Consider the following 13,588-nt stretch of genomic DNA (forward strand, 5'->3'; position numbering starts at 1 on the left):
ACACTCGCCTTCCGCACGTATGCAGTTGTTCTTCTCACAACAACTATTCGTGGATGTTCTTCTATATTGTAAATAAGAATATATCAATAATATATTCATACACTTACACTCTTGTGTTTATCTCAATATTTCTGCTCTTTCTTCATTAGAGCCTTAATCTGTCACTCAGTTCTTCGGTTATTTTGACCAGACTGTGACGCGCTTAAGGAGTCATTATGTTTCAATTCTCTAGTACAACCACTGTACTATTGATGGTGCTTTTTTATGGCATAACTTTTTTACTTTCGTTACGGATTAAACGAAAAAATGAAAATGTCGATGGTTATATGGTATCCAATGGTTCCATAGGATTTGGTATGTCAGCCGCAAGTATGACGGCCACTTGGATTTGGGCTGCCTCATTTTATGCAGCGGCTTCTTCGGGTTATAAATATGGCGTTTCAGGCGCATTGCACTATGGTTTTTGGGGTGCGCTGATGATTTTATTTATTTATCCCTTTGGTAAGCGGTTTCGAGAACTTGCACCCAACGCCCATACCCTAGCCGAAATTATGCACGCCCGTCACGGCACGCAAAGCCAGCTTATTTTGGCAGGTTCAAATATTGTTGGTAGCATTATTAGTTTGATGGTGAACTTTACTGCTGCGGGTGCACTGGTTGAAATTCTTTCACCACTCAGCTTTATTCATGGTGTTCTCATTACAGGTATTGGCGTTTTATCCTATACGCTTTGGTCAGGTTTTCGTTCCTCAGTATTTACCGACTTTGGTCAATTGGTAGCGATGATTGTAGCCGCAGTGATCATTATTCCTGTTATTTTTTACACTTTGGGTGGGCCAACTTTATTCCAAACCGGCATGCACAATTTAACTGCCGACCAACTCAATTTCTTTTCTAAAGCTGCTTTTTTAGAACAAGGTGCGCCTTTTTTTGTTGCAGTGCTTGCCTATGCGATTGGCAACCAAACCATTGCACAGCGTTTATTTGCCGTTCGTGAAGATTTAATAAAACCCAGTTTTATTACTGCAACGATTGGCTACGCCGCGATTGTGATTGGATTAGGCATGCTCGGTTTGTTGGCGCTATTCGCAGGCGTACAACCGATTGATGGCAATTTAAACAATCTGATTCCGCAAATGGCTGCAACATACCTTCCGCCGTTTATGGTGGTTCTCCTGTTTATTATGGTGATTGGTGCATTGTCATCTACAGCAGATTCTGATTTGTCTGCCCTTGCTGCTTTGGTCATGACCGATATTTATGGCAAACAAATTGCTAAAAACCGTCCTGATCCTAAGAAAATGCTGTTCATCGGGCGTATGACCATGATAGTCGCGACGCTACTCGGTATTCTCATTGCAACCTTAAAATTCGATATTTTATCGATGTTAATTTTTGTGGGTGCCTTATGGGGAGCGATTGTTTTCCCCGTTATTGCCAGTCTGTATTGGAACAAAGTAAATGCACGTGCCTTTAATTGGGCAGTACTTGTTGCATTTATCAGCTTCCTGATTGTGCGTTTTGAATGGATTCCAATTCAAGGTCTAACGGCTTATAGCTTTGAGTTGGTTGCAACTTTAGGTGCTGGCGTGGTGCTTGGCTTGATGAGCTTTGGCTTTTTTGGCAAGAAAGTGGGTTTATGGGTCGGTATTTTTGCCACTCTCGCATTATTGCCTTGGACAATCGGATTTTTACGCGATTACACCACGTTATTGAGCTCTCTCACTGCTTATGGTACGAGCGCTTTGGTATGTACGCTCATCACCTTGTTCAATCGAGAAGATCGTTTTGATTTCAAACAAATCAATCAAATGGTGATTGAGTTCCATCAATTATCCAACAAAAACAAATAAGGAGTTTTATATTATGAATACGCAATTTCTCACCCTCTATGTTTTATTTTGGCCCATGGTGGCTACAGGTATTCTCATTACCTTATGTTTGGCAGTGTATCGAGATACGCAAGAAGCCAAAGCCAATGGTGAAGACTTAGTTTAAATCGTCGTATCATTAAAAAAACAGATCTCAAGATCTGTTTTTTTCATACTGAAATTCTGATTCAAAATCACAGCTTTCACTCAAATAAATTTTACCGACAATTCATGTCGCCCCATACTGGTCTGTAAGACTTTTTTTTGGCATGATGAATCTAGGTCATCACTGAATCATGATACATGGAACAAATGCGTTGGTTAGAACTGCTTTCAACAGTTCGTATTGGTAGCAAAAAACAAAGTACAGAACAGGCACGTAGCCCCTTCCATAAAGACTATGATCGCATTATTTTTTCACAAAGTTTTCGACAACTAAATCGTAAAACTCAAGTTCATCCCCTGACCCAACATGACGGCATTCACACACGTTTGACCCATTCTTTAGAAGTATCCTGTATTGGTCGCTCCTTAGGCATGCTTGCTGCTGAAAAAATTAAAGATCAATTGCCGGTTTGGATTTCTCCTGCCGATGTGGGTGCGATTATTCAGGCGGCTTGCCTTGCACATGATATTGGTAATCCACCTTTTGGTCATGCGGGTGAATATGCCATCCGCGAATGGTTTGATGATGCTTCACATGGAAACTTCTTAGAAAAACTAAGCGACAAAGAACAAGCCGATGTGCGCCAGTTTGAAGGTAATGCACAAGGTTTACGCTTACTGACTAAGATTGATTATCATCCCAATGACGGCGGTATGCGTTTAACTTATGCAACCTTAGGGGCTTACTTAAAGTATCCATGGTTATCTAAAACCATTGCGTCGCAAGGTGATCGTCCTGCCAGCCAACGCGCCAAATTTGGTTGTTATCAATCTGAAAAGGACATATTGCAACAGATTGCGGAACAATTGGGTTTAATTCAACTGGGTGAATATCACTATTGTCGTCATCCACTGACTTATCTTTTGGAAGCAGCAGATGATATTTGCTATGCCTTAATTGATCTTGAAGATGGCATTATTTTAAATATGCTGTCTTATGAAGAAGTTGAACCCATTTTCCTAGACTTAATTGCAGATTATGGCAAACCCTCAGAGCTTTCTATGCCCAGTACCACTTGGCAGCAAAAAATTGCCGCCTTACGTGGTCGCGTCATGAAACGTCTGGTAGATGAAGTCACCACGGCATTTGCCAAACATCACTTTGAAATTTTAACCGGTCAACTCAAAGGCAGTTTACTGCAGTATTGTTCTCAAGATATTGAACGCGGTATTGAGCGTGCCAAAAATTTAGCCCGAGATAAAATTTTTGAGCATCCACAAAAAGCAGGACTTGAAATTATTGCACATCAAAGTTTGCAAAATATCTTAGATGCGTTTATTCCATTAACAACACCCCATAAATCCCTAAGCTTTAAGGAACAACGGTTAATGTCGATGTTGCAACGTGCTGGCGTCAATTTTCAAAGTGATCATTATGAGAATATTATGCAAGTTCTGGACATTATTTCAAAATTCTCAGACCATCAAGCCTATAATCTGTCGCAAGAGCTACAAGGGAATAAAGCGGGTTTAATCTAAAAATCTTCAAGATATTTAAAAAATTACACTGGAGCATTTTGCCTTTATGACAAATGCTCACTACTATGCAGGCAACGATAAACAAGTGAAAAATTCAAAATGATTGGATGTCTTATTGGTGAAGTATTTGCTTTGGAAGCACCGACAGTTTTACTGAATGTGAATGGAGTCGGCTATGAAGTCGATACCCCTCTCTCTACTTTTTGCCAACTACAAAAAGGACAAACAGTAACACTGTGGACGCATTTAACCGTGCGTGAAGATGCACAATTACTTTATGGCTTTTTAGATGCGCAAGAAAAAACCATTTTTCGGACCTTACTTAAAGTAAACGGCGTAGGACCAAAAATGGCGCTGGGTATTTTATCGACTTTAAGTATCGACCTGTTAATTCATACTGTAGAAAATGAGGACCTCAATACTTTAATTAAAGTTCCAGGTGTGGGTAAAAAGACTGCCGAACGTTTGATGATTGAACTTCGTGATCGCTTCAAGGCAATGTCTTCAAGCCATGCACCAAGCAACTCTACTGCGCTACAAATTCAATTTACAGGGAACTCAGCTGTAGCCGAAGCCGAAGCGGCATTACAATCACTCGGTTATAAACCAGCTGAAGCGCAAAAATTGATTAATGCCGTAAAGGCTGATTTTACTGAAGCCAGTGATATTATTCGTGCAGCGTTAAAATCGATGAATCGTTAAAGTGATATATATACTTTCAAATGAACCTAAAAACAGATTGTGATGCGTGTATACCGCATAAATATGGTTAATTAAACAGAGCATATAAAGCCTATTCTCTGCTTAATCTAAAAAATTTAAACTCAAATGTTTATCTGAGGCTGTATGAATCATCACAGACTCAATGGATGCCTAAAGGTAAATCTAAATCATTATGCAAGACCGTCTCATCAGTGGTTCTGAAAAACCCGAAGATCATTTTGATCGTGCCATTCGCCCCACTTCACTAGATGATTACATTGGTCAGCCTGTGGTGCGTGAGCAAATGGAAATCTTTATTGGCGCAGCACGAGGTCGCGGTGAAGCACTCGATCATACCCTCATTTTCGGCCCACCCGGTTTAGGAAAAACCACACTTGCCAATATTATTGCGCGCGAAATGGGCGGAAACCTGAAATCCACCTCTGGGCCAGTCCTTGAACGGGCAGGTGATTTGGCCGCCATGCTCACCAATTTAGAAGAAGGTGATGTTTTATTTATTGATGAAATCCATCGTCTTTCTCCTGTCATTGAAGAAATTTTATATCCTGCAATGGAAGACTACCAACTTGATATCATGATTGGTGAAGGACCCGGTGCACGTTCGATCAAACTGGATTTGCCACCTTTCACTTTGGTTGCAGCCACCACGCGTGCGGGTTTATTAACTTCTCCGTTACGTGACCGTTTTGGTATTGTGCAACGTCTAGAATTCTATTCTGTGGCCGACTTAACCCATATTGTGTCGCGTTCTGCCAATTTAATGAATGTCCCCACTACACTCGAAGGCGCAAAAGAAATTGCGCGTCGTGCCCGAGGTACACCACGTATTGCCAACCGTTTATTGCGTCGTGTTCGTGACTACGCACAAGTCAAAGGCAATGGTGAAGTTACACAAGACATGGCTCAGCGTGCACTCGATATGCTCAATGTCGATAAAGATGGTTTAGATACCTTAGACCGTCGTTATTTAAGTATGTTGCTTGAACGTTTTGATGGTGGGCCGGCTGGGGTAGAAGCTTTGGCTGCGGCTATGGCGGAAGATTCGGGAACCTTAGAAGATGTGATTGAACCCTACTTAATCCAACAAGGTTATGCGATGCGAACAGCTCGAGGTCGTATTGCGACCACTATGGCCTATTTGCAGTTTGGCATGACACCGCCTGAACCAAAGTAAGCGCGACAAATAGGGAGATTTATTCTCCCTGATTATTTTAATCAGATCATTCATCTAGTGAACTATTTTATTTTCATTTACAGATAAAGACTGCAAACTGCAGTGTTTAAGTGATTTTTAGCCTCGTGTATTTAACAAAATTATGGTTCTTAAAACCTAAGATTTCGCAATGACCCTCACCTCTTGCACCAACATCAATTCACATGCACCACCGCCTGTATCTTCACGACTTAAAGAACTACGCCAAGTCCAGCCATCTTGTGACTTCACCTCTACTAACTGCCCTTTTAGATAAATCAAATCATCCTTATCAATGACTTTAAGTTGTTGTTCAATGTGTTTTGAAGCAGGTATTAAATGCGTATTGGCACTTTGTATCTGAATATCGTGTACAGGAATTGGCGGGTTGTTTTCATAGCGCCAATAATACCAACGGTTGCTTTGCCGAATTGATAATTGTTTATAGACTTGAGGATCAGCCATTTTGTTCCAACCCAAAGCAAAATCAACAGGACTAATTTCTGCTTCACGCCCCAAATGATAGTTTTCTTTTGCGAGAACCCGAAACTCTCCCGCATAAGGCTCTAAGTTCGTGAGGTTGTAACCCTGAAATTGTTGAATACCATTGATACTTTGAACACTGGTCGTATTGAAATTAACATGATCTGGCTTAAGCCAATATGACCAAAATCCATAACCAATAGCCAAAATAATTAAGCATTTGAAAAAACGATTCATTTTTAAACTTTAATACGCATTTTTATCATGTACTGATGATAAATTAAATTTAATCAAAGCTCTGCGCCACAGGTCTGAAAATAAGGATTTATAATTCGCGTAGTGAAATTAAAATTTAAACCAAATACATAATTTTACAATGTATAATATTGCGATAAATTCCTTTAATACCAAGCTTTAACGCTTAAAATACCTTAAAAGTATAAAAAAACACTTCGATAGTTTTGGTTAATTTTAAAACAGTATGCAATTCTAGAGAATCACTTTAACTATCTCAAAATCTTAAGGTTCTTCCATTTATGCACATCTATAAGCAGATCGCGCTTTCTCTTCCTTTCCTTTTTTGCAGCCAACTCAGCCTTGCAGATTGGATTAATGATTCAGCTCAAAATGTTGAGGCGCATACCATCAAGCTACGCCAACATATTCATCAGCATCCTGAACTTGGCAATATGGAATTCAAAACCTCTGAGCTGGTACAAAAAGAGTTAAAATCTTATGGGATTGAAGTGCGTAAAGGATATGCCAAAACAGGTGTTATTGGGATTTTAAAAGGAGCTAAACCTGGCCCAGTCATGGCATTACGTGCCGATATGGACGCTTTAGCAATTGAAGAAAAAACAGGACTTCCTTTTGCTAGCAAAGTTAAAGCTATGTATCAAGGTAAAGAAACCCATGTCATGCATGGCTGTGGACATGACGCGCATACGGCCATGTTATTGGGCGCGGCCAAAGCACTTGCAGCCAATAAAGATAAAATTGCAGGTACAGTGGTCTTTGTCTTCCAACCTGCAGAAGAAGGCGGTGCAGATGTGGACAACTTTACTCAAGGGCACTTGATTGGTTCACGCAAAATGATTACTGATGGTGCATTAAATAATCCAAAGCCTGAAGTGATTTTTGGCATGCATGTGATGGCAGGTATGCCAAGCGGCACTATTTCATATAAAGATGGTGCTATCTTAAATAGTGGCGATCATCTGCGCATTCAAGTGAATGGTAAGCAAGTACATGGTTCTATGCCTTGGTTGGGTCGCGACCCAATTTATGCGTCATCACAAATGATTAACAACATACAAAGCTTGATTAGCCGTAAAGCAGACTTAAGCAAAGGTATGGGTGTGGTGAGTATTGGAAGCATTCAAGGCGGTACAGCGGGCAATGTCATTCCTGAACAAGTGAATATGACCGGCACCATTCGCTCAAATAGTGAAAATATTCGTCAAAACATTCTCAAAGATTTACCGAAAATGATTGAATATAATGCACTGGCCAATGATGTTACGGCTAAAGTTGAAATTGCACCTTATGCACCTGTGACGATGAATGACAAAACATTAACGAAACTGATGCAACCTACTCTAGCCAAAGTTGTAGGTGACTCTAAACTACATGTGCTTGAAAATAACTCTAGTGCCAGTGAAGACTTTGCCTATTATGGTGAGTTAATGCCGTCTTTATTTGTGTTCGTTGGTGCTACACCAGCCGACCAAGATATGTCCAAAGCGGCACCGAACCATAATCCACTGTTTATTGTGGATGATGCAACTTTAAAAACTGGGGTGGAAAGCCACATACGCTTCGTGATGGATTATCCTAAAGTTGCTGAACAAGTTCAGGCCGATTGGAAAAAAACACAATCTACTAAAATTTAGTCTATGAATAGAAAGATGAAAAGTGAGCCTTAGGGTTCACTTTTTTTATTCTAAAATTCATTAAAATTTTGAATATTTATTCAATTCACCTTTAAAATAAATCAATTTGGTCAAGGTATTTTTTACCTCTGTTTTGATTTATTTGGTTTTGACACCTTGTGCCATTGGTCAAAAACCTTAAGCTGCTAAACTGCAATGCGTTACACAGCTTGCTTCTTAGCGGAAAAATAATGTTTAGAAACTTTTTATTCCATTAAATCTCAAGCTTCATCCATAAAACCAAATTAAATATTGGAACACCATCATGGCGAATAAATTTGAATTCAACATTCGTGTATATATTGAAGACACTGACGCAGGTGGCATTGTATATCATGCAAACCATATTCGTTTTATGGAGCGTACTCGAACTGAATGGCTACGTGCGGCTGGTGTTGACCATTACTGGCACCAGAAAGAGTATCACTTTGTCGTCCATAAAATAAATGTAAAATATTCACGTCCAATCCTCATGGATGACCTCATTACTGTTACAGCGCGTGTAGTTTCGTGTAAAGCGACATCATTTGTATTGCAACAAAATATTTATCGTGGTGAAATCATGCTGGCATCTGGCGAGGTGGAATTGGCATGTATTAGTGCTGAAATGAAACCTTGTCGCCTGCCAGACGAAATTCGCAGCCTAATTCTTAATGAGTTAGAACAAGATTAAAAAAATTTATTGGCACATGTAACTTATGGCAACTCAATTAGAATCTTCTCTACACGTATCAGATCTTATTTTACAAGCAAGTCCTGTCGTTCAACTGGTCATGTTGGTGCTGTTACTAGCATCGCTATATAGTTGGTATCTAATTGCTAAGTTACATATGAGCTATAAAAAAGCACAGGCAGATGATGAACATTTTCAAAAAATCTTCTGGTCTGGTGCTGAACTCAATACCTTGTATAACAATGCGCAACTTAACTCAAAGCGTACTGGTTTAGAGGATATTTTCTATCAAGGTATTGGTGAGTTTTTTAAACTCAAAAAATTCCAAGCACCGAATACACAACTCATTGAAGGCACAGAACGTATTTTACGTGTTGGTTTAAGCCGCGACCAAAGCTTACTTGAACGTGGCTTAGGTGCACTTGCCAGTATTGGTTCTGTTGCTCCTTATGTGGGTTTATTCGGAACCGTTTGGGGCATTATGAATGCTTTTATTGGCTTAGCAGATGTTGATCAAGTGACCCTTGCAACCGTAGCACCAGGTATTGCCGAAGCACTAATTGCAACAGCAATCGGTCTTTTTGCGGCTATTCCTGCAGTTTTGGCATTTAACCATTACACAGCCAAAGGTGAAACAGTCTATTCGGATCGTGCTTTATTTGCAGAAGAAATGGTGGCGCTATTACAACGCCAAACTGTGAGCTCCACACAGGAAAATGACTAATGGCAATTCAGCGTGCTGGACGCTTTGAGCGCATCAAGAAACCGCTAAAAAGTGAGATGAATGTCGTCCCCTATATTGACGTCATGCTGGTGCTTTTGGTGATTTTTATGGTGACTGCACCTATGATCACCAGTGGCATTAAAGTCGATTTACCTCAAGCCAATGGCAATCCTATTGAATCTAAAGATGCACCGACTATTGTCACTTTAGATAAAGACGGTCTTTATTACTTGGAATATAAAAACCAAAAAAATGGCCCAGTTGATCTAGATCAATTAACCAGTGTTTTAATTGAAGCGCAAGCACAAGCCAAAAATGACAATAAAGAACTGAATGTGGTCATTAACGGGCATAATACCCGCCCATATGGAGATGTCATGGCGTTAATGTCGGGTCTTCAAGATGCTGGTTTAACTCAAGTGAGTTTACTCACTCAGCCTTTAGAATAAAGTATGAAAGATTTGAAAAAGCCGCAATCTAAAGAAAAAAAAATTGCACTGGGGTTTACTCTAGGTGTTCATGTGGTGGCTATTACGGGCTTACTTTTTTTAGGAATGAGTCAACCTGTAGAACCCCCAAAACAAATTAAAATGGTTTTAGTCAAACCAGAAGATTTGCTTCCTCCTGAACCTTTAGAGCAGACAGATTCGGTAGAGACTGCAAGTGAAAAAGTCGCGCAGCAAGTCCAGCAAACTGCTGAACCAAGTGTTGAACCTGCACCTGTTATTCCAGTTGCACCCCCTACTCCTGTAACTCCTGTCAAACCCGAGCCAAACCTAGTAGCACAACAAGCGAAAGCTGCTGCTGAAAAAGAAAAATTAGTAGAAGCAAATAAGTTAAAAGCGCAATCTGATGATGCTGAAAAAGCCAAAGCAGATGCGGCAAACAAAGCCAAAGCAGACGCTGCTGCAAAAGCAAAAACCGATATGGCAAATAAAGCTAAGGCGGATGCTGCTGAAAAAGCAAAAACCGATGCAGCAAATAAAGCAAAGGCAGACGCTACTGCAAAAGCAAAAACCGATGCGGCAAATAAAGCCAAGGCAGACGCTGCTGCTAAAGCAAAAACCGATGCGGCAAATAAAGCTAAGGCAGACGCTGCTGCTAAAGCAAAAACCGATGCAGCAAATAAAGCTAAGGCGGATAATGCTGAAAAAGCTAAAGCTGATGCAGCAAATAAAGCCAAAGCAGACGCTGCTGCAAAAGCAAAAACCGATACTGCAAACAAAGCCAAGGCAGACGCTGCTGCAAAAGCAAAAACCGATGCGGCAAACAAAGCTAAGGCGGATGCTGCTGCAAAAGCAAAAACCGATGCGGCAAATAAAGCCAAGGCGGATGCTGCTGAAAAAGCAAAAACTGATGCAGCAAACAAAGCAAAGGCAGATGCTGCTGCAAAAGCAAAAACTGATGCAGCAAACAAAGCAAAGGCAGATGCTGCTGCAAAAGCAAAAACCGATGCGGCAAATAAAGCCAAGGCAGACGCTGCTGCAAAAGCACAAGCTGCAGAAGATGCCAAAGCATCAGCTGCGAAACAAGCGGCTGAAGAAGCTGCAACTAAAAAAGCTGAATCAAAGAAAATTGCTTCAACTGCAAAACGTGACTTTGAAAATAAAGTGAGACGTGCTTGGGATATTCCAAATGGTTCATCCGGTCAAAAAGCCACAGCACGAGTAACTTTGAGTGATAGTGGGGCGGTTCAATCTGTTATTGTCAACGCCAGTGATCCAGACATGAAAGCCAGTGTAGAAGCAGCCGTTCGAGCAGCGGCGCCTTATCCAATGCCTTCTGACCCAGATGCAAGACGCGAAGCCAGAACATTTACCTCAAGCTTTACAGCAAAATAAAAATCTATCCCCTCCATGGCATGGGGATATGGTTCTTTGACATAGCCTATTAAATTTTGCTAAAAAAGAGTTAAATTTATTCATTTTTCACAGTCTTATAACAGTTTTCCTATAATGCTATGCTTTTAATAATTCAAAATCATGCCATTATGTGTCAAACCTGAAATGACAATAATTTATATTCTAGAGTACGTAGCGGATGATGGAAATGACGCGTAAGCATTTACTTTGCCTCACTATTTTAACAGTTTTAAGTCCAGTTTTAACAACCCATGCCTATGCCCAACTGCATTTGGAAATTGCTAAAGCACCAGAAGCAGCCCCTAAAATTGCGATCATTCCATTCAATAATGATCAAAGTATTTATCCCATTGTTGAAAATGACTTAAATCGTTCGGGTAAATTTTCGAGTGCTTCAAAGAACTTACCTGCAACCGCAAGTATGAATACCCCAAATGCAGATGCATGGAAAACTGCGGGTGTACCCTACTTAGTGACAGGTACAGTAAAAACTGCCGCAGATGGTAGCTTTGAAGTTCACTATCAACTTTATGATGTGGAAAAACAGCAATATTTGCTCAATGAATTATTAACAGTACCCGCTTCACGTATTCGTCAAGCTGGACATCTGATCAGTGATGCCATTTACCAAGCATTGACTGGTATTCCAGGTGATTTTAGTGGACGTATTGCTTATGTACTACGTAATCCTGCTACTCCTGAGCAGCGTTATACTTTACAAATTGCAGATACAGATGGTGAACAACCGAAAACTATTCTGACTTCACGTGATCCTATTTTGTCTCCTGCATGGACACCTGATGCGAAAAAAATTGCTTATGTTTCTTTTGAAACAAAACGTCCTGCAATTTATGTTCAAGATCTATCAACAGGTCAACGCGAAAAATTGGCAAGCTTCCGTGGTCTAAATGGTGCACCAAGTTTTTCGCCTGATGGTAAAATGATGTTATTTACCGCCTCTATACATGGTAATCCTGAAATTTATCAAATGAATTTGGAAACACGCCAATTACAACGTATGACCAATGACAGTGCAATCGATACTGAAGCACGCTATGCACCAGATGGAAAATCCTTTATTTTCACTTCTGATCGCGGTGGCTCAGCACAAATTTATACTTATAATTTTGCCAATGCTTCAAGCAAACGTCTGACTTTCAGAGGTGCATTTAATGCACGAGGTTCTTTAAGTGCAGATGGTAAAAAAATTGCGTTAGTCCATCGTCCAAGTGGTAGTAATTACAAAGTAGCAATTCAAGATATTAATACAGGTATTACCAATATTCTGACACCAACCAGTCTAGATGAATCACCAAGTTTCTCTCCAAATGGACAAATGGTGGTTTATGCAACACGCGAAGCTAATCGTGGCTTACTTTCGATTATGTCACTCGATGGCCGTTTCCGTATGAACTTACCAAGTGAACAAGGTGAGGTTCGCGAACCTGCTTGGGCGCCTAAATAACAGATTAATTTAAAGTAATATTACGATCATCATGGAGATCAAAATGAAATCAATCAAATTCTTGGTACTTCCTGTTCTTGCAACAGCTTTAGTCATGACAGGTTGTGCAAGTCGTAAACCTGCAACAGACATTCAAGCAGGTCAAAATCCAAATAGTGCAACTACGGTCAGTACTGATGGTTTAAGTGAAGATGCAGCGTTAAATGCACAAAACTTAGCGGGCGCTTCTGCAAAAGGTGTAACTGCCGCCAATAAAGCATTTTTAGCAAAACGTGTGGTGCATTTTGATTACGACAGCAGTGATCTTTCTAATGAAGATTATCAAACCTTGCAAGCCCATGCACAATTCCTGATGGCAAATGCAAACTCTAAGGTCGCTTTAACTGGTCATACAGATGAGCGCGGCACGCGTGAATACAACATGGCTTTGGGTGAACGTCGTGCCAAAGCTGTGGAAAGTTTCTTAATTACCAATGGTGTTGCAGCAACACAATTAGAAGCTGTGAGCTATGGTAAAGAAATGCCGATTAATGCAGGTCATGATGAGAATGCATGGAAAGAAAATCGTCGTGTAGAAATTAACTACGAAGCAGTGCCCCCTTTATTAAAATAATTTAAGCATCAAAAAGCGCTCATTATGAGCGCTTTTTTTCGTTTATATTTACTCAGATTGTTCTGTTTCTTCTGAAGATGACTGCATAGATTCTATCAGGTCATGTTTATTGAATTTTTTGTATTCAGGTTTAGCCTCATAATCTTTCCATGCTTCTTTTACATTTTCAGTAGAAATCTCATCTAAGCTCATCGCTTCATTTGGCGTTGGCGTCGCATCGAACCTTTGCGTTGTCATCCTTGTGCTCCTATCACGCTCTGCAATATTCTCTCTTCATATCAACATAGCACCTTCCACAGAACTTACAAGCGTAAAATCGCGACAAATAATCGAGTTTAATTGTTCTTTTGCTGCATTCTCATCTAAAATGACTTCCCATATTGTTTTGATAATTTTTTATCAGTTTT

At 40.2% G+C, this 13,588-nt stretch carries 14 protein-coding genes; 12 read left to right on the forward strand and 2 right to left on the reverse strand.

The genetic code is table 11. The features are described from left to right. Nucleotides 1-215: 215 nt before the first annotated feature. The 5 genes from GA0116959_RS07260 (at nucleotide 216) to ruvB (ending at nucleotide 5,412) form a co-directional block, all read left to right on the forward strand. On the forward strand, nucleotides 216-1,853 hold the full coding sequence (locus GA0116959_RS07260; RefSeq protein WP_092719857.1) for a sodium:solute symporter family transporter: 1,638 nt from the start codon (nucleotides 216-218) through the stop codon (nucleotides 1,851-1,853). Between the two features lie 13 nt (nucleotides 1,854-1,866). Further along, the gene (locus GA0116959_RS14345; protein WP_213030764.1) at nucleotides 1,867-1,998 is read left to right on the forward strand and encodes a putative transporter small subunit; all 132 of its coding nucleotides are present in this window, start codon (nucleotides 1,867-1,869) and stop codon (nucleotides 1,996-1,998) included. 176 nt (nucleotides 1,999-2,174) lie between these two features. After that, nucleotides 2,175-3,515: a deoxyguanosinetriphosphate triphosphohydrolase gene (locus GA0116959_RS07265; RefSeq protein ID WP_092719859.1), complete on the forward strand. Its 1,341-nt coding sequence runs from the start codon at nucleotides 2,175-2,177 to the stop codon at nucleotides 3,513-3,515. Nucleotides 3,516-3,614: 99 nt separating this feature from the next. Next, nucleotides 3,615-4,217: a Holliday junction branch migration protein RuvA gene (ruvA, locus tag GA0116959_RS07270; protein WP_053578318.1), complete on the forward strand. Its 603-nt coding sequence runs from the start codon at nucleotides 3,615-3,617 to the stop codon at nucleotides 4,215-4,217. Between the two features lie 193 nt (nucleotides 4,218-4,410). Continuing rightward, on the forward strand, nucleotides 4,411-5,412 hold the full coding sequence (gene ruvB, locus GA0116959_RS07275; RefSeq protein ID WP_092719862.1) for a Holliday junction branch migration DNA helicase RuvB: 1,002 nt from the start codon (nucleotides 4,411-4,413) through the stop codon (nucleotides 5,410-5,412). Nucleotides 5,413-5,568: 156 nt separating this feature from the next. On the opposite strand, the gene GA0116959_RS07280 is transcribed toward ruvB, so the two are convergent. Continuing rightward, nucleotides 5,569-6,150: a hypothetical protein gene (locus GA0116959_RS07280; protein WP_092719863.1), complete on the reverse strand. Its 582-nt coding sequence runs from the start codon at nucleotides 6,148-6,150 to the stop codon at nucleotides 5,569-5,571. A 305-nt stretch (nucleotides 6,151-6,455) separates the two neighbouring features. Here GA0116959_RS07280 and GA0116959_RS07285 point away from each other — a divergent pair, with 305 nt between their 5' ends. The 7 genes from GA0116959_RS07285 (at nucleotide 6,456) to pal (ending at nucleotide 13,181) form a co-directional block, all read left to right on the forward strand. Beyond that, a complete protein-coding gene (locus tag GA0116959_RS07285) occupies nucleotides 6,456-7,805 on the forward strand; it encodes an amidohydrolase (protein WP_171256884.1) in 1,350 nt (449 codons plus the stop codon). Between the two features lie 304 nt (nucleotides 7,806-8,109). Beyond that, the gene (gene ybgC, locus GA0116959_RS07290) at nucleotides 8,110-8,517 is read left to right on the forward strand and encodes a tol-pal system-associated acyl-CoA thioesterase (RefSeq protein WP_053578321.1); all 408 of its coding nucleotides are present in this window, start codon (nucleotides 8,110-8,112) and stop codon (nucleotides 8,515-8,517) included. A gap of 25 nt (nucleotides 8,518-8,542) precedes the next feature. Further along, nucleotides 8,543-9,241, forward strand: coding sequence for a protein TolQ (gene tolQ / locus GA0116959_RS07295; protein ID WP_053578322.1), 699 nt, complete (start codon nucleotides 8,543-8,545; stop codon nucleotides 9,239-9,241). Continuing rightward, on the forward strand, nucleotides 9,241-9,690 hold the full coding sequence (gene tolR, locus GA0116959_RS07300; RefSeq protein ID WP_092719867.1) for a protein TolR: 450 nt from the start codon (nucleotides 9,241-9,243) through the stop codon (nucleotides 9,688-9,690). The genes tolQ and tolR overlap by 1 nt, the downstream gene beginning before the upstream one ends. A 3-nt stretch (nucleotides 9,691-9,693) precedes the next feature. Continuing rightward, nucleotides 9,694-11,082: a cell envelope integrity protein TolA gene (gene tolA / locus GA0116959_RS07305; RefSeq protein WP_092719869.1), complete on the forward strand. Its 1,389-nt coding sequence runs from the start codon at nucleotides 9,694-9,696 to the stop codon at nucleotides 11,080-11,082. Between the two features lie 202 nt (nucleotides 11,083-11,284). Further along, nucleotides 11,285-12,568 carry a Tol-Pal system beta propeller repeat protein TolB gene (tolB, locus tag GA0116959_RS07310; protein ID WP_171256885.1) on the forward strand — a complete coding sequence of 428 codons (1,284 nt, stop codon included), beginning with the start codon at nucleotides 11,285-11,287 and terminating at the stop codon, nucleotides 12,566-12,568. Between the two features lie 43 nt (nucleotides 12,569-12,611). After that, complete coding sequence (gene pal / locus GA0116959_RS07315; RefSeq protein WP_092719871.1) at nucleotides 12,612-13,181, forward strand: peptidoglycan-associated lipoprotein Pal; 570 nt, start codon at nucleotides 12,612-12,614, stop codon at nucleotides 13,179-13,181. Nucleotides 13,182-13,229: 48 nt separating this feature from the next. Here pal and GA0116959_RS07320 read toward each other — a convergent pair whose 3' ends face one another. Further along, the gene (locus GA0116959_RS07320) at nucleotides 13,230-13,418 is read right to left on the reverse strand and encodes an NF038105 family protein (protein ID WP_092719873.1); all 189 of its coding nucleotides are present in this window, start codon (nucleotides 13,416-13,418) and stop codon (nucleotides 13,230-13,232) included. Nucleotides 13,419-13,588 lie beyond the last annotated feature (170 nt).

Origin of the sequence: Acinetobacter albensis, assembly GCF_900095025.1 — a bacterium.
GTDB lineage: Bacteria > Pseudomonadota > Gammaproteobacteria > Pseudomonadales > Moraxellaceae > Acinetobacter > Acinetobacter albensis.

Excerpts from the sequence above, each read along its gene's own strand:
- ruvA (WP_053578318.1), top strand. The coding sequence starts at position 3,615 with ATGATTGGATGTCTTATTGGTGAAGTATTTGCTTTGGAAGCACCGACA.
- tolR (WP_092719867.1), top strand. The coding sequence starts at position 9,241 with ATGGCAATTCAGCGTGCTGGACGCTTTGAGCGCATCAAGAAACCGCTA.
- ruvB (WP_092719862.1), top strand. The coding sequence starts at position 4,411 with ATGCAAGACCGTCTCATCAGTGGTTCTGAAAAACCCGAAGATCATTTT.
- tolB (WP_171256885.1), top strand. The coding sequence starts at position 11,285 with ATGGAAATGACGCGTAAGCATTTACTTTGCCTCACTATTTTAACAGTT.
- GA0116959_RS14345 (WP_213030764.1), top strand. The coding sequence starts at position 1,867 with ATGAATACGCAATTTCTCACCCTCTATGTTTTATTTTGGCCCATGGTG.
- ybgC (WP_053578321.1), top strand. The coding sequence starts at position 8,110 with ATGGCGAATAAATTTGAATTCAACATTCGTGTATATATTGAAGACACT.
- pal (WP_092719871.1), top strand. The coding sequence starts at position 12,612 with ATGAAATCAATCAAATTCTTGGTACTTCCTGTTCTTGCAACAGCTTTA.
- GA0116959_RS07320 (WP_092719873.1), bottom strand. The coding sequence starts at position 13,418 with ATGACAACGCAAAGGTTCGATGCGACGCCAACGCCAAATGAAGCGATG.
- tolQ (WP_053578322.1), top strand. The coding sequence starts at position 8,543 with ATGGCAACTCAATTAGAATCTTCTCTACACGTATCAGATCTTATTTTA.
- tolA (WP_092719869.1), top strand. The coding sequence starts at position 9,694 with ATGAAAGATTTGAAAAAGCCGCAATCTAAAGAAAAAAAAATTGCACTG.
- GA0116959_RS07260 (WP_092719857.1), top strand. The coding sequence starts at position 216 with ATGTTTCAATTCTCTAGTACAACCACTGTACTATTGATGGTGCTTTTT.
- GA0116959_RS07280 (WP_092719863.1), bottom strand. The coding sequence starts at position 6,150 with ATGAATCGTTTTTTCAAATGCTTAATTATTTTGGCTATTGGTTATGGA.
- GA0116959_RS07265 (WP_092719859.1), top strand. The coding sequence starts at position 2,175 with ATGGAACAAATGCGTTGGTTAGAACTGCTTTCAACAGTTCGTATTGGT.